Annotated in this window: 12 protein-coding genes; 4 read left to right on the plus strand and 8 right to left on the minus strand. The window is 55.6% G+C overall.

Annotation, left to right across the window (positions count from 1 at the left end; translation table 11 throughout):
* Positions 1-26 precede the first annotated feature (26 nt).
* The 8 genes from NXT09_RS04345 to NXT09_RS04380 form a co-directional block, all read right to left on the minus strand.
* Positions 27-1328, minus strand: coding sequence for an aspartate aminotransferase family protein (locus NXT09_RS04345; protein WP_268578999.1), 1302 nt, complete (start codon positions 1326-1328; stop codon positions 27-29).
* On the minus strand, positions 1325-2449 hold the full coding sequence (locus tag NXT09_RS04350; RefSeq protein WP_268579000.1) for a phosphotransferase: 1125 nt from the start codon (positions 2447-2449) through the stop codon (positions 1325-1327). Before NXT09_RS04350 ends, NXT09_RS04345 begins: the two co-directional genes overlap by 4 nt.
* On the minus strand, positions 2442-3176 hold the full coding sequence (locus NXT09_RS04355) for an SDR family NAD(P)-dependent oxidoreductase (protein ID WP_268579001.1): 735 nt from the start codon (positions 3174-3176) through the stop codon (positions 2442-2444). Before NXT09_RS04355 ends, NXT09_RS04350 begins: the two co-directional genes overlap by 8 nt.
* 599 nt (positions 3177-3775) lie before the next feature.
* The gene (locus NXT09_RS04360) at positions 3776-4594 is read right to left on the minus strand and encodes an ABC transporter permease (RefSeq protein ID WP_039509570.1); all 819 of its coding nucleotides are present in this window, start codon (positions 4592-4594) and stop codon (positions 3776-3778) included.
* Between the two features lie 26 nt (positions 4595-4620).
* The gene (locus tag NXT09_RS04365) at positions 4621-5889 is read right to left on the minus strand and encodes an ABC transporter permease (protein WP_205555037.1); all 1269 of its coding nucleotides are present in this window, start codon (positions 5887-5889) and stop codon (positions 4621-4623) included.
* Between the two features lie 42 nt (positions 5890-5931).
* The gene (locus NXT09_RS04370) at positions 5932-7011 is read right to left on the minus strand and encodes an ABC transporter substrate-binding protein (RefSeq protein WP_039288812.1); all 1080 of its coding nucleotides are present in this window, start codon (positions 7009-7011) and stop codon (positions 5932-5934) included.
* Between the two features lie 341 nt (positions 7012-7352).
* Positions 7353-8819, minus strand: coding sequence for an NAD-dependent succinate-semialdehyde dehydrogenase (locus NXT09_RS04375; RefSeq protein ID WP_268579002.1), 1467 nt, complete (start codon positions 8817-8819; stop codon positions 7353-7355).
* 10 nt (positions 8820-8829) lie between these two features.
* On the minus strand, positions 8830-10095 hold the full coding sequence (locus tag NXT09_RS04380; protein ID WP_268579003.1) for a 4-aminobutyrate--2-oxoglutarate transaminase: 1266 nt from the start codon (positions 10093-10095) through the stop codon (positions 8830-8832).
* Between the two features lie 153 nt (positions 10096-10248).
* On the opposite strand from NXT09_RS04380, the gene pdxR reads away from it, so the two are divergent.
* The 4 genes from pdxR to NXT09_RS04400 all read left to right on the plus strand — a co-directional run bounded on the left by pdxR (position 10249) and on the right by NXT09_RS04400 (position 15279).
* A complete protein-coding gene (gene pdxR / locus NXT09_RS04385; RefSeq protein ID WP_268579004.1) occupies positions 10249-11742 on the plus strand; it encodes a MocR-like pyridoxine biosynthesis transcription factor PdxR in 1494 nt (497 codons plus the stop codon).
* Positions 11743-11933: 191 nt separating this feature from the next.
* A complete protein-coding gene (locus NXT09_RS04390) occupies positions 11934-13028 on the plus strand; it encodes an ABC transporter ATP-binding protein (protein WP_010276935.1) in 1095 nt (364 codons plus the stop codon).
* Between the two features lie 501 nt (positions 13029-13529).
* Entirely contained in the window at positions 13530-14309 is a 780-nt protein-coding gene (locus NXT09_RS04395) for an SDR family oxidoreductase (protein ID WP_268579005.1), read from the plus strand.
* Positions 14310-14463: 154 nt separating this feature from the next.
* Positions 14464-15279 carry a TauD/TfdA family dioxygenase gene (locus NXT09_RS04400; protein WP_268579006.1) on the plus strand — a complete coding sequence of 272 codons (816 nt, stop codon included), beginning with the start codon at positions 14464-14466 and terminating at the stop codon, positions 15277-15279.
* Positions 15280-15292 lie beyond the last annotated feature (13 nt).

A 15292-nucleotide genomic window follows, 5' to 3' on the forward strand; every position in this document is an offset into this window, starting at 1 on the left:
CGGTTTCACGTCACCCGCACGATGGATTATTCCCACGTGCGGGTGTCGATGAGCGTTAACACGTCGCTCAACGTGGTTAAAAACACATCGGCGTGTTCTTCCTGAAACACCAGCGGCGGACGAATTTTCAGCACGTTTGCCGCTGGCCCCGTCGCGCTGATCAGCACACCGCGCTGACGCATGGCATTCACCACCTGCGATGCGGATTCAGTTGCCGGCGCTTTGCTTTCGCGATCGCTAACCAGATCTACGCCGATAAACAGACCGTAAGCCCGAATATCGCCAATCAGCGGAAAATCCTGCGCTAACTGCTGCAATCCTTGCCGCAGATAATCACCAACCCGCTGGGCATTCTGCTGCAACCGCTCTTTCCGAATCACTCGCAGCACCGCGTGCGCCGCCTGACAGGACACCGGATTGCCGCCGAACGTATTGAAATAGCGCACATCTCGCCCAAATGCATCGAACAGCGCGGAACGCCCAACCAATCCAGCAATCGGATGCCCGTTACCCATCGGTTTCCCTAAACTCACCAGATCCGGGACAACACCGTGACGCGCAAAGCCCCACATTGATTCCCCCGTGCGCCCAAAGCCCGGCTGCACTTCATCCGCAATAAACAGTCCACCCGCCTGACGAATCAGCGCCGCCGCCTGTGCCATCTCGCCTTCCGGTGCGCAGAACACGCCATCGCTGGAAAAAATCGTATCGATCAATAGCGCGGCAGGACGAATGCCTTCCTGCTGCATCTGCGCAAGCGCATCACGAATACTGCGAAGAAATGTGCCGGGCTGGCGATAGGTATCCGGCGGCTCGATCAGCTTCACGTGACTGCCGCGCGCCATGCCATCCCCCAGCGACGGCGACAGTTCTGCCAGCGCGCTGGTCACGCCGTGATACGCCCAGCGCGTCACCAACACACCCGTTCCCCCCGTCGTATGTCGGGCAATGCGCAATGCCAGATCGTTGGCTTCACTGCCGGTACAGGTCAGCATCACGTTGTTCAACTCGGCAGGAAATTCGCTCAGTAGATCCTCTGCAAAATCCACAATCGCAGGGTGCAGGTATCGCGTGTGGGTATTGAGCTGTGCGCTTTGTCGCGCCATTGCTTCTACCACCGCCGGATGACAGTGCCCGACCGAGGCCACATTGTTATAAACATCCAGATAGCGTTTCCCCTGATGATCGACCAGCCACACGCCCTCGCCGCGCACGACGTGCAGGGGTTCCTCATAAAACAGGCGGTAGCCGCTGCCTAGTACTTTCTGACGACGCGCCAGCAACGCCTCTGTCGTGGTCATTTCAGGCGTGATTTCTCTCTGATTCATCGCGAGTTCTCCGGGCAAACTTGCTGTAGGCGAGTCACAAACTGCGTATGGGAATAGGTCGCGATGCGCTGCAAACTGTGCCAGCAGCGCGGCACATTGCGCAGCAGATACGCCCGATTGTCGGGGTAACGTGATGCCCGCCACTGCGCGATGGTCAAAGTCAGCGCCATGCGGGTCGCAATCAAATCCGGTAACAGCGCGATCTCTGCCGGTGTCAGTGGTCTGTGCTGGTGATATGCGGCAATAAACGGCACCACCTGTTCCAGCAGATCCGCGCCATCGCCAATCTGATACGCCAGCGCCGTCGCCACTTCGCAGATTAACGGGGCAAATACGGCATCACCAAAATCGATAATGCCAGTGACCCGCGTAGGCGACGAACCGTCTACCAGCACGTTATGCGGGTTCAGATCGTTATGAATGACCTGACGGCGTAGCGTCGTCAATTCAGGCGCGACATGGCTGTCATAACGATCAAAAGTGCGCTGAAGATGTTGGTGCTGCTGTCGTTCAGGAACGAAATCGAGATAGGGACGCACCTGTTCTGCGCGGCTGATATCCCACAGCAGTGAACGGTTCGCTGCCGGATGCGTAAAGCCGTGAAGCGCATTGTCCAACTGCGCCAGCGTGCCTCCCAGTTGCGGCATCAGTGCCGTTGAAGGCGAAGCCAGATAGTGCGGCATCCCTGCAAGATAGCTCACCAGCCGCACGCGCAGCAGTACGCCATCAATTTCAACGCACGTTTCTGGCAGACCCGCATTTGTCGGTTTGATGCGCGGTACTGGCAGTTCGGGCGCTTGCTGAGCAAGATGCAACAACAACGCGGTCTGAAAGTCACTAACGTCGGCGGGCTCCGCCGCATTGATGACTTTCAGCATGTAGCGTTCATCGGGCGTGACCGTCAGGCAGAAATTCATATCGCGCTCGCCCTGAAGCAGCGCCATCTGCCCAGACAAGCCATATTCCTGCTGCGCGATAGCCAATGCCTGCTGACAGGAAACCTGCGGAGCGGCCTGCGTCATCAGCTCGTCGCCGTGCGCTGCAACGTCGGCAAAAACCGGCTGATTGGACGCCTCGGAGGGAAACGTGGGAAAACGTGCCGTGTGTTGTCCGTCAGACATGCTGCCCTCCGTTAACGTGGATTTCTGCGCCGTTGACATAAGAAGCCCCGGAGGTGCAGAGAAAATAGATCAGGCTTGCCACCTCTTCGGGCTTGCCTAAACGCTGCATTGGCACCTGCCTTTCAATGATGTCGTCCGTCCCAGGTGACAGAATCGAGGTTTCAATTTCCCCCGGCGCAATCGCATTCACACGAACGCCGTGTGGGCCAAAATCAAACGCCATTTCCCGCGTCAGCGCGGACAGCGCCGCTTTTGACGTGGCGTAAGCCACACCGGCAAAGGGATGAACGCGCGATCCGGCAATCGAGGTCACATTAATCACGCAGCCCTGTGACGCTTTTAGTTCGTCGAACAGGCCGTTTGCCAGCAGCGCGCAGGAAAACAGATTGACGTTGAAGACCCGCAGCCAGGTTGCATAGTCCGTGTCGCGCACGCCCAGCCGCTGCCCGTCGGCACCCTTTGGTGAAATTCCTGCGTTATCGACCAGCGCATCCAGCCGCCCGCCCAGCTTTTCCTTAATCAGCGGCAGCGTCTGTTGCAGGCTGTCGATATCTTCCAAATCGAGATGAATATGGTTAAGCAGCTTTTCCGCCCACGGGCACTCTTCCGCCCAGTCCTGGCGCGACGCGGTAAAGATCCGCCACCCCGCCGCGTGGAAATGCTTAACGGTGGCATGCCCGATTCCCCGGCTAGCGCCGGTCAATAAGAGTGTTTTTTGCACTGCCATACCGAATCTCCTGAGCCTTTGTACACAATCGTTTTACACAGCACACATCAAAATGGTGTTTGATGCATCATAAATTGAGTTTTAAAAAAAGCTGAAGAAATTTTCAGCAAAATCTAATCTTTTCTCTTGGCGAAATGCGCTCTTAAACACATTTTTATGCCAAATCAGATAGCGTTTCGTGCGCTACAATTCTGTTATTTCATGCTACCTCGTAGCACGCGCCCGACGCAGGGCGGCTCAATCGCCGTCGCCCTGCGAACCCTGGCTTTTCGGCGCTAATTATGTCGCTGCGCGATGCCTTCGTCGGTATCAGGCTTAACGGACCGCTTGCGACACGTTTACTCGCCCCATAAATGGGACTCGCCCTTCGGGCCAGCACAAGTGCTGTTCAAAAACGTCTCGACGTTTTTGTCCGACGTGGCGCAAGCTTTCGCGGCGTCCATGCCGCTCATCCTAAGCCTGCTATCTCCTCAGCATAATTTCTTACGCCGGATAGCAACTGCCCCCACTTGCGCATTACATTAATGGCGATAAAAAACGGCATGCAAATATCAACGCGCACGAAATATTCTCACTCTGGACACTTCTCGGTTCCCCACCTAACCCCCACTCCGTAGCCGCTCCGAGCGGCGGCGCAGAATCTCCATCACGATTAGCAGGACGAGTGCGGCACCGACCATCATGGTGGCGGCGGCGGCTATCGTCGGGTCGAGGTTTTCGCGGATGCCGGCAAACATCTGTAGCGGCAGTGTACGCTGGCGCGGGCTGGCGAGGAACAGCGTGACGATCACCTCATCAAACGAGGTCGCGAAAGCAAAGAGCGCCCCCGAGAACACACCGGGTGCAATCAGCGGGAACGTGACCTTGCGAAAAGCCAGCAGCGGCGAGGCACCCAGGCTGGCGGCGGCACGCGTCAGATTGTGATCGTAGTTCTTCAATACCGCGGTGACCGTGATCACCACGAACGGCACGCCCAGCATCGCATGTGCCAATACCAGTCCCAGATAGCTGTTCAACAGCGACAGTTTGGCGAAGAAGAAAAACATCCCTACCGCAACAATCACCACTGGCGCAATCATCGGCGAAATCAGCACGGCCATCACCAGCGACTTACCGCGAAATTCACCGCGTACTAGCCCAACCGATGCCAACACGCCAAGCACCGTCGCCAGCAGCGTGGCGAGCGGCGCAATCAGCAGGCTGTTGCCCAGCGCACCCAGCCACTCGCTGGAGTTGAAAAACTCGCGATACCAGCGCAGGGAAAATCCCGTCAGTGGATAGCTCAGAAACGAACCGGCATTAAATGAGAGCGGAACAATCACCAGCACGGGCACGATTAAAAACAACAGCATCGCCGCCCCGTAGAAATTAAAGAATGTGTTCCACAGACGGATCACCACTTCACCCTGCTGTCTCATGTGTTATCTCCCCAATTAAGGTGTGCTTAGTGCGCCGCGGCTTCCGCATTGGTACGCGTGACACGGATGTACACGACGTACAGCAGCGTCACGATAATCAGCAACTGCGTCCCCAGCGCGGCCGCCATTCCCCAGTTCATCGTGCTATTGGTGAAAAACGCGACAAAATAACTCAGCATCTGATCGCTCGGCCCGCCCAGCAGCGCTGGCGTAATGTAGTAGCCAATCGCCATCATAAAGACCAGCAACGCTCCTGCCGTCACGCCCGCGTAGGTTTGCGGTACGTAAACCCGCCAGAAGGCGATAAACGGATGCGCCCCCAGCGAAATCGCCGCACGGACATAGTTCGGGGAAATGCCTTTCATCACCGCGTACAGCGGCAAAATAAAGAACGGCAGCAGGATGTGGGTCATTGAGATGTAGACACCGATGCGGTTGAACACCAGTACCAGCGGCTCGTCGATAATGCCGATGTGCATCAGCGAACGGTTGATCAAGCCGCCGGACTGCAACAGTACAATCCAGCTCGCCGTCCGCACGATCAGCGATGTCCAGAACGGCAGCAGCACCAGAATCAGCAACAGATTGGCGCGGTTAGACGGTTGTTTCGCCAGCCAATAGGCCAGTGGATATCCCAGCCCTACGCACAGTAGCGTCACCACGCCCGCCATTAGCAGCGTACGCAACAGCACGTCGACATACAGCGCCTGATCGGCAGGCTGTGGGACAATCTGCTGCGTGGTGGCATCGACTTTGTGGTCAAACACCGCCAGCAGGTAATAGCTGGTGAAAGGCCGCGCTGCGCGATCGAACGTTTGCCAGGTCGCTAACTCGCCCCACATCGGCTGTTCGCGTATCAATTGAGCACGTATGTCGCTGCTGCCCTCGGCGGGCAGCTTACGCAGTGTGCGGGTAATCAGCGTACGGTATTCCGATCCTTCATACCCTAACCGTTTGGTAATCGTGCTCAGCTTACCGCTGCTGCGGGCATCGCGCAGATCGCCAACCAGCGCCCGAAAGACGGCTTCATCTGGTACATCGTTGCCAGACCAAAGCCGCATCGCGGCAATGGTCTGTGGCATATTGTCACGCAATTCCGGGTTGGAGACGCTTTTCCCCAAAATCGAGGTGATCGGGAAGAGAAAACTCACCACGATAAACAGAAACAGCGGCGCAATCAGCAGCAGAGAGCGTTTCTTATAGGCTTTCTGCGCGAGCCACAGTTGCTGTTTCAAGGTTGAATTTTCTTCGTTTCCGCCAGACGCTACAGCGGCGACGACATCGCTCTGGGACATAGGCTCTTTCTCCATCATCACGTACGGTCACTCACTGCGGCTTTACTGCGCGGCCCAGGCGTTAAAACGTTGCTCCAGCTCTTCGCCGTGATCGATCCAAAACTCTGTATCGACTTGCAAGGCCTGTGCCAGATTATCCGGTGCGGTCGGCAGATTAGCCGCGACGGCCGGTGCCAGTAGGCTGGTGGTTTTTACGTGCGTCGGGCCATACGGGATGTTTTCGGCGAATACCTTCTGGTTTTCCGGCTGGTTAGCAAACGCAATAAACTGCTCCGCCAATGCCTTGTGCTTGGAGCCTTTGACTATCGCCCAGCTATCCAGATCGTAAATGCTGTCGGCCCAGACAATCTTGAAGTCATGCCCTTCTTTCTGCGCCGCCGCGACACGGCCGTTATACGCAGAGGTCATCACCACATCGCCCGATACCAGCCATTGCAGCGGCTGTGCGCCGGATTCCCACCACTGGATATTCGATTTGATCTGATTCAGTTTCTTGAAGGCACGCTCGACACCTTCTGGCGTCGCCAACACCGTGTAGAGATCTTCACGCTTCACGCCATCGGCCAGCAGCGCGATTTCCAGCGTAAACTTGGCGCTTTTACGCAGCGCACGCTTGCCGGGATAATCCTTCACATTCCAGAAATCAGCCCAGCTTTTCGGTGCCTGTTTCAGCTTCTGCGCGTTATAGGTCAGTACGGTAGACCACAGGAAGATCCCCGCTCCGCACTCGCTGACGGCGCCTTTAACAAACTGGGATTGATCGCCCAATTTTGACCAGTCCAGCGGTTCAAACAGCCCTTCGTTACAGCCGCGCATCAGCTCTGGACCTTCGACTTCCACGACGTCCCAGCCTACCTGTCCGGTTTCCACCATCGCGCGGATACGCGCCATTTCACCGTTATACTCACCGGCTTCCACCGTGCCTTTGCCCGCTGCGGCGAACGGTTTGTAAAAGGCCTTATCCTGCGCATCCTTATTCAAACCGCCGAATGAGATCACTGTGACGGATTCTGCCTGCGCCTGACAGGCCATCGTCACCAGAAAAGCCGTGGCCGCTATTTTCTTCAGTACCGGACGGTTGAAGAGGCCTTTCGCTTTGGATGTGTTATTGAGTTTGGACATCTTTTCGCTCCTGGAGTGTTAGCCAACGTAATAAGGTCAAATACGAACCACAATTTTGTGTGCTGCATTTTTGATGCATCATGTATCATGATAATCACGCAAAAAAATATGAGCATAAATTGTGCCAATTCAAAAATTTTATTGATGTTTTACTACCGCGGCGGCGGGAACGGTGAGGAGAAGCATCAGGGATACACAACCACCCTTTACACCTGATGCCATTTCGCCATTTTTGCCATGTTGTGGTGCAAGCCAGCATTGCCTTGCACCACCCAGACACATTGCGCGTCTGGTGCGCGCATGCCGATAGAGGCTATCGACACGCGTTTCTGACCGACGATCTACCGTGAAAGATCGACGCAGAGATATTTCATTTCCAGATAGTCCTCGATACCGAAACGTGACCCTTCACGCCCCAGCCCAGACTGCTTCACGCCGCCAAACGGTGCGACTTCATTCGAGATCAACCCGGTATTGATGCCGACCATGCCGTAGTCCAACGCTTCCGGCACCGTCCACTGGCGCACGGCGTCACGCGTGTAGACATAGGCTGCCAGCCCAAACTCGGTATCATTCGCCATCTCAATCGCTTCGGCTTCATCACTGAAGCCGAACAGCGGTGCCACGGGCCCGAACGTCTCTTCGCGGGCAAAGCGCATCTCGCGCGTTACCCCGCCGACGATGGTTGGCGTGAAGAACGTGCCGCCCAGTTCGTGGCGTTTACCGCCCAGCAGCAATGTTGCCCCGTGCGATAGCGCATCAGCAATGTGCTGTTCAACCTTGCTAACCGCATCGGCATCAATCAGTGGTCCTTGCGTCACGCCCGGCTGCGTACCGTCGCCGACGTTCAACTTACGCACTTCCTCAACCAGCCGTTCGACCAGCGTCGGATAAATACCGTTCTGCACGTAGATCCGGTTGGCACAGACGCAGGTCTGCCCGCTGTTGCGGAACTTGGAGGCCAGAATGCCTTTTACCGCCTGATCCACATCAGCATCATCGAATACGATAAACGGCGCGTTGCCGCCCAGCTCCAGCGACAGCTTTTTCACCGTTGGCGCACTTTGCGCCATCAGAATACGACCCACTTCCGTCGAACCCGTGAAGCTCAGCTTACGCACCACCGGGCTATCGCACAGCACTTTACCAACCGACTGCGCATCGCCGAGGATGACCTGCAATACGCCGCGCGGAATACCGGCCTGCTGCGCCAGTTCCGCCAGCGCCAGTGCGGTAAACGGCGTCTGCTCGGCGGGTTTAACAATCATCGTGCAGCCGGCCGCCAGCGCGGGCCCGACCTTACGTGTGATCATTGCCGCGGGGAAATTCCACGGCGTAATCGCTGCACACACGCCAGTCGGCTGCTTGATGACCAGCAGACGCTGCTGTCCCTGCGGGGATTGCAGCACGCTGCCTTCAATGCGCTTGGCTTCTTCCGCAAACCAGTCGATAAAGCTGGTCGCGTAGGCGATTTCGCCCCGCGCTTCCGCAAGCGGTTTTCCCTGTTCCGCCGTCAGCAGCGCAGCCAGATCTTCCTGATTGTCCATAATCAGGCGTGCCCACGCCTGCAATAGCGCGGCACGTTCTTTTCCTGTCTTCTTGCGCCACTCAACCAGCGCCTGTTCAGCGGCGGTAATCGCTTGCTCAGTTTGTGACACCGTCACTAACGGTACACTCCCCAGTACCTCGCCCGTCGCCGGATTGGTGACGTTCAGACGCTCACCGTTTTGGCTGTCTTGCCACTCGCCGTCAATCAGGCACTGTTGACGGAATAAGGCTTGTTGTTTCAGTAACTGTTCCAGTTGCATAGCTTCTCTTCTATCGTGTTAATACGCGCGTCAGGATGCTCATCGCCTTGCTGAACTGATCGTCAGGCACCGTTAACGGATACAGGAAACGAATTACGTTGCCATGCACGCCGCAGGTCAGGAGCAGCAGACCGGCTTCCAACGCGCTTTTCTGAAATTGACGGGTAATCTCTGCCGAAGGTTTACCGGTCTGTGGATCGTTAAATTCGACCGCCACCATCGACCCTTGTGCACGGATCGCCACCAGTGCCGGACACTGCGCCTTGATCTTCTCCAGCGTTTCCACCAGTACGGCACCCAGACGCTGTGCTCGTTGGCACAATTTCTCTTCTTCAATCACATCCAATACCGCCAGCGCAGAGGCGACCGACAGCGGGTTACCCGCATAGGTGCCGCCCAGTCCGCCCGGCGAAGGGGCATCCATGACGTCAGCGCGACCAACGACGCCAGAGATCGGGAAGCCGCCGCCCAGGCTTTTCGCCATGGTGATCAGATCTGCTTTCTCCGCATAATACTCCATCGCAAACAGCTTACCGGTACGGGCAAAACCGGTCTGCACTTCGTCAGCAATCAGCAGGATGCCATGCTCATCGCACAGCTTACGCAGCCCGCTGATAAAGGCCGGCGGCGCAACGTGGAAACCGCCTTCGCCCTGTACCGGTTCCAGCAGAATGGCGGCAACCTGATCGGCGGCGATATCGGTATGCATCAGGCGTTCAACGCTTTCCAGCGCCTGCTCAACGGTGATACCTTGCTTCTCATTCGGATAAAGCGCGTGAAAAATGGAGCCGGGGAACGGCCCGAATCCTGTGGAGTACGGTGCCACTTTTCCCGTCAGCGTCATGGTCAGCAGCGTACGGCCGTGGAACGCCGCGTTGAAGGCGATCACGCCGGGGCGTTTGGTGTACGCACGGGCAATTTTCACTGCGTTTTCTACCGCTTCTGCGCCGGTGGTAAAGAACGTGGTTTTTGCCGCGCCCTCAATCGGCGCCAGTGCATTGATACGTTCGGCCAACGTGACATAGCTGCCGTAAGGCACAATCTGGTAAGCCGTATGGGTAAAGCGATCCAACTGCTCGCGCACCGCCGCGACAATCTTCGGATGGCGGTGACCCGTGTTCAGTACCGCAATCCCGGCGGCGAAATCGATAAATTCCCGCCCTTCCACATCCCACAGCGTGCTGTTTTCCGCACGCTCGGCATAGAAATCACACATGACGCCCACACCACGCGGCGTGGCAGCCAGACGGCGTTGATTCAGTTCGCTATTCTTCATGGTTTGCTCCGGTATCCCAAACACATCGGTTAGTCGTTGAACGATGGTGAGTCGAACGGTAACTGTTAGTGTAGTTGCAAGATGATGATGTCATTTAGACGCGAGATGGTTCTATAATCCAGTGCCAGTTTTGAATATTTGAAGGATCCACTTTTGCGCTCACTTCTGACCGACTTATTGCTTCAGCGTTTAGCCAACCAGCAAGACGGCGCACTGAACAAGCGTTTGTACGACAGCATTCGGCTGGCGATTCTTGATGGCGCGATTGCCGCTGGCGAGCGTCTGCCGTCGTCGCGCGATCTGGCGCAGCAGTTGTCGCTGTCGCGCAATACCGTGTTGACGGCTTACGAACAGCTACTGGCGGAAGGCTATATTGACGCGCGCAAAGGAAGCGGAACCTTCGTCACGGAACAGCTCCCCGATGGCAATATGCAGCCGGTAAGTAGCGACAATGCCGGGGAGATACGTGAGTCTAAGCATGAGCTGTCGCGGCGCGGTATGCATCTGCTGGGTTATGCCGGTGCCTCCGCCCGACAATGGGGCGCATTTATGCCGGGCATCCCGGATATCGCCAGCTTCCCTCACGATTTATGGCGACGGATTCAGACCCGCCTGACGCGGCGCGTTCGCCCTGAGCAGCTTTCCTATTCGCCGATTGGCGGCTGCCCCGAACTGCAATTGGCGCTGGTGGATTACCTGCGCGTCGCCCGTTCTGTAGAGTGTACGCCAGAGCAGATTCTGATTACCGAAGGCACCCATCAGGCGATGGATCTGCTGGCTAAAATGCTGTGCAACCCCGGCGATCTGGCCTGGATTGAAGATCCTTGCTATTGGGGAATTCGTAATGTCCTGACGATTAACGGCCTGCGCGTTGCCCCCGTCGATGTTGATGAACAGGGGCTGGTACCACCGGAAACGCTCTCGCCCGACGCCGCCCCACGTCTGATTTGCGTGACACCGTCACATCAATATCCGCTGGGCGCGGTGATGAGTCTGGCGCGGCGTCAACGCCTGCTGGCACTGGCGCAGGAGCACGGATGCTGGGTCGTTGAGGATGATTACGACAGCGAGTTTCGCTTTTCCGGCAGCCCGATCCCTGCGTTGCAAGGGCTACAGACGCAATCGCCAGTGATCTACATCGGCACATTCAGCAAAACGCTCTACCCCGGCCTGCGCGTTAGCTACATGGTGCTGCCCCCGCTTCTGGCGCAGTCGTTGAAGACGGCGCATTCCGAACTCTATCGCGGCGGGCACTGGCTCACGCAAGCGACGCTCGCGCAGTTTATCCGCGAAGGCCACTACGCCGCGCATATCCGCCGCATGCGTCTGCTGTATGCCAAGCGCCGCGCGCTATTGACGTCGTTAATTGAACAACATCTGGGTGCGGATTACGTCGGGGACAACAGCAACGCCGGGCTGCATATGCTGCTCAGTCTGCCTTCCCACATCGATGATGTTGTGCTGAGCGCCGCGATTTTGCGCCGCGGCGTGATGGTCAAACCGCTTTCCAGCTATTACCTGCAACCGACACCGCAGCGCGGTTTATTACTGGGCTATGCCAGCGTGGAAGAGAGCCACATGACGCAGGCGTTCTCCGTAATTGTGGCCTGTATTCAGGCGCTGAATCCCCCTCATTCTGACGCCTGACAGCTACCATTTTTATACGCGAACTTTCGCACCGTTAAGGTGCCATCCTCCAGCGGTGCGCCCTATTACGGCGCATTCGTTATGATGAACGGCGGCGTTATGACGCATGCAGCACGGTATTTTCTGCTCACTAAGCATCCGGCATGGTTTATGCATTCTTATGAATAACAGTGACTGCCGGAGAGTGAAAAATGAGAAATTATGTCAGTTTCAGGAATGTTCAGAAGACCTATGACGGCGATCGCCTGATCGTCAAAAACCTCAATCTGGATATCCGTGAAGGTGAATTTCTGACCCTGCTTGGGCCATCCGGCTCGGGAAAAACCACCAGTTTGATGATGCTCGCCGGGTTTGAAACCCCGACGCAGGGGGAAATTATGCTGCGCGACGCCCCGCTGCACCATCTCCCGCCGCACCAGCGCGACATCGGTATGGTGTTTCAGAATTACGCCCTGTTTCCCCACATGACCGTGGCGGAGAATCTGGCGTTTCCGCTCTCCATCCGCCGTCTGAACCGTGCCGATATCAAAGAGAAAGTGGATCGGGTATTGGATCGCGTGAAGCTCACCAGCCTAGCAGATCGCTACCCTGCCCAGATGTCCGGCGGCCAGCAGCAGCGTGTGGCGCTGGCTCGCGCGCTGGTTTTCGAGCCAAAGCTGGTGCTGATGGATGAACCGCTGGGCGCACTGGACAAGCAACTACGCGAGCATATGCAGCTAGAAATCAAAGAGCTACATCAGTCGCTGGAATTAACCGTGGTGTACGTGACTCACGACCAGAGTGAAGCGATGACCATGTCCAACCGCGTCGCCGTGTTTAACGATGGCGTGATTCAGCAGATGGACAGCCCCAGCGACATCTATGAAAAACCGGAAAACGCTTTTGTGGCGCAGTTTATCGGCGAAAACAATACGCTGCTCGCCACGCGTGCTGAGGCCGAAGGCGCATTCTATCGCGCAACGCTGGACGACGGCACTTCGCTACGCGCGCTGAAAGTCCGCCCCAGTTCACCGGGCCGAAAAATCACCCTCTGCATCCGTCCGGAACGTATTCACGTCAACGCAGCTCACGTCGATGACGGCATGCAGCACGTCAAAGCCCGCATTCAGCAGTTCATCTATCTGGGCGATCACGTCAGGATGATGACGGAAGTGGCAGGCCAGCCGCAGTTTATGGTGAAACTCCCCGCCAGCGAGATTCAGCCACACTGGAAAGCCGGCACCGAAGTTAATCTGTCCTGGCAGCCGGAACACCTACGCGCGCTGGATAGCATCATCACGCATTAAGCGTGGCGCGCTAACAGAGCTAAAAGACACAGAAAAACGAATGACAGAAAAATAGCATGTTGCCCCTGAAACAGGGGCGACAAATAAACCATTAACGCGACGGGAACAGATAAAGAAAAGGGAAAAATAATTAGCGTTATAGTGCATATAGCCTAAATAATTCGAGTTTCAGGAAGGCGGCAAGCGAGGGAATCCCGATGAGCTTACTTGAGTAAGTGATTCGGGTGAGTGAACGCAGCCAACGCACATGCAACTTGAAGTATAACGGGTATAAATTTTATTTAGGTAATTAATGCGTGATTAATCACAACTCAAAAATATCCTGTTTATTGGCAACAGAATATTGCTGGAATTTTTTCCTGATATCTATTTAAACTCAATTGCCGTTGCTCGCGTAATCCCTTTCTATTTCAAGTTTAAGAAACGTTATCGTTTATTCTGCAACTTGAATTATTGAGGGCACATTCTAATGGATAGAGATTTCAATATAAGGGAATCGGTATGGATACGCCGCACTTCTTTGATCTGTCTGGAAAAACCGCGCTCATCACCGGAGGATCGCGTGGATTAGGGCTACAAATTGCTGAAGCACTCGGGGCACAAGGGGCTCACATCATCCTCTCGGCGCGTCACGCCGATGAATTGCAGACAGCACAGTTACATCTCTCCTCACTGGGTATTCGTGCCGAATGGATTGCCGCCGACAATGCGCAGGATCGCGATATTGAGCGCCTCACCGAGGAAGCCATCGCCAAAACGGGCCAGATAGATATTCTCGTCAATAATGCCGGTACGGCATTCGGTTCCCCAGCGGAAGACCATGCGATTGCTGACTGGGATCGTGTCATGAACCTGAATATCCGCAGCCTGTTTTTATTAACGCAGAAAATCGGCAAATGCAGCATGATTCCCCGCCGCTATGGAAAAGTTATCAACGTGGCGTCGCTGGCTGGCTTACAGGGCAATCTACCCGGCTGGCTGGAAGGCATCGCTTACAGTACCAGCAAAGGTGCCGTAGTGAACTTTACCCGTGCACTGGCGGGCGAATGGGGAGAATTTAATATCACCGTCAATGCGCTCGCCCCCGGTTTTTTCCCTTCCGCCATGACACAGAACTTGTTAAATCGGCTTGGCGTTGATGCACTGGCGCAAAAATCCCCGCTGCGGCGTATTGGGGATGATCAAGACTTAAAAGGCGCGGCGATCCTATTTGCCTCCGACGCCAGTAAATATATTACGGGTCAAATACTTTCCATCGACGGAGGCATGAGCGCCATATAAATACCGCCCATATCATTATTAGCTATTTAATCATTCCAAATTAACGAGGCTCATGGAGGAGGCACGTAATATAGCCAATAGACATGCAACTTGAAGTATGACGGATATAAATTCATGTACGTTTTCAGTCGAGCTAATTACAGGAGTAATAGCGATGAAAAGTTGCTTTGATGGATGGTCACCACAAGTCATTGATAGTGAAGACAAGGCAGCAGTTATTGCGCATATCGAAAAATATCGGTTTGCTATCGTTACCAGCGAATGGAAATACGATGATTCTGACTTCCAAAAAATGTCGGCGCTTTATTCACTGGGCGACATTTATCAGTCCGCCTTTAATCGTCAGGAACACAAAGAGGGCGTATCCACATCTGGAGTGAATCAGATTGGCGGACTCTCACACGGCACGCATGTGGTTTTCAATAGTACCTCACACCTTTCTCTTCATACCGATGGTTCTTATATCCCGATCGGGAGCATAAAAACATCGATTCTGCTTTGTAAGCAGCATGCGAGCCAGGGCGGCGAAACCGTTCTGTTCGATAGCGTCTCCGCCTTTCAGCAACTTCAGGCCGAACACCCTGATTTAGCGGATATTCTGCTCGAAGAACAGATTTTCAGACGCCGCTCAACCGGTACCCAGTCCGGGAAACAGTACGCTCATATCGGCCCGGTGTTTCGTCCCGATCGAGACGGCGGCTTTATTGGCGGGTTTACGCTGGATGTGACCGCCGACTGGGACTATTCACGCAGTATCAATCCGCGCGTTGTCGAAGCCGTCGAGTACATGTCACAACTGGCCGCGGAAGGTAGCCGCTATCACCTGACATTCCCTCTGTATCGCGGGCAAGCCCTGCTCATGCGTAACGATAAAATCTCTCACGGACGCCACGCCTATACGGACGATCCCGCCAGCCCAAGAACGCTGCTGCGAGGCATGTTCACCAGCGCCCCCACCCTGATCGCATAATCAAGGAGAGATC

Origin of the sequence: Pectobacterium jejuense, from assembly GCF_026800125.1 — a bacterium.
GTDB classification, from domain to species: Bacteria; Pseudomonadota; Gammaproteobacteria; order Enterobacterales; family Enterobacteriaceae; genus Pectobacterium; species Pectobacterium jejuense.

Bases quoted from the DNA above. Each gene is read 5' to 3' on its own strand.
- NXT09_RS04375 (WP_268579002.1), bottom strand. From the start codon at position 8,819: ATGCAACTGGAACAGTTACTGAAACAACAAGCCTTATTCCGTCAACAG.
- NXT09_RS04400 (WP_268579006.1), top strand. From the start codon at position 14,464: ATGAAAAGTTGCTTTGATGGATGGTCACCACAAGTCATTGATAGTGAA.
- NXT09_RS04390 (WP_010276935.1), top strand. From the start codon at position 11,934: ATGAGAAATTATGTCAGTTTCAGGAATGTTCAGAAGACCTATGACGGC.
- NXT09_RS04395 (WP_268579005.1), top strand. From the start codon at position 13,530: ATGGATACGCCGCACTTCTTTGATCTGTCTGGAAAAACCGCGCTCATC.
- NXT09_RS04360 (WP_039509570.1), bottom strand. From the start codon at position 4,594: ATGAGACAGCAGGGTGAAGTGGTGATCCGTCTGTGGAACACATTCTTT.
- NXT09_RS04365 (WP_205555037.1), bottom strand. From the start codon at position 5,889: ATGTCCCAGAGCGATGTCGTCGCCGCTGTAGCGTCTGGCGGAAACGAA.
- NXT09_RS04350 (WP_268579000.1), bottom strand. From the start codon at position 2,449: ATGTCTGACGGACAACACACGGCACGTTTTCCCACGTTTCCCTCCGAG.
- NXT09_RS04345 (WP_268578999.1), bottom strand. From the start codon at position 1,328: ATGAATCAGAGAGAAATCACGCCTGAAATGACCACGACAGAGGCGTTG.
- NXT09_RS04380 (WP_268579003.1), bottom strand. From the start codon at position 10,095: ATGAAGAATAGCGAACTGAATCAACGCCGTCTGGCTGCCACGCCGCGT.
- NXT09_RS04370 (WP_039288812.1), bottom strand. From the start codon at position 7,011: ATGTCCAAACTCAATAACACATCCAAAGCGAAAGGCCTCTTCAACCGT.
- NXT09_RS04355 (WP_268579001.1), bottom strand. From the start codon at position 3,176: ATGGCAGTGCAAAAAACACTCTTATTGACCGGCGCTAGCCGGGGAATC.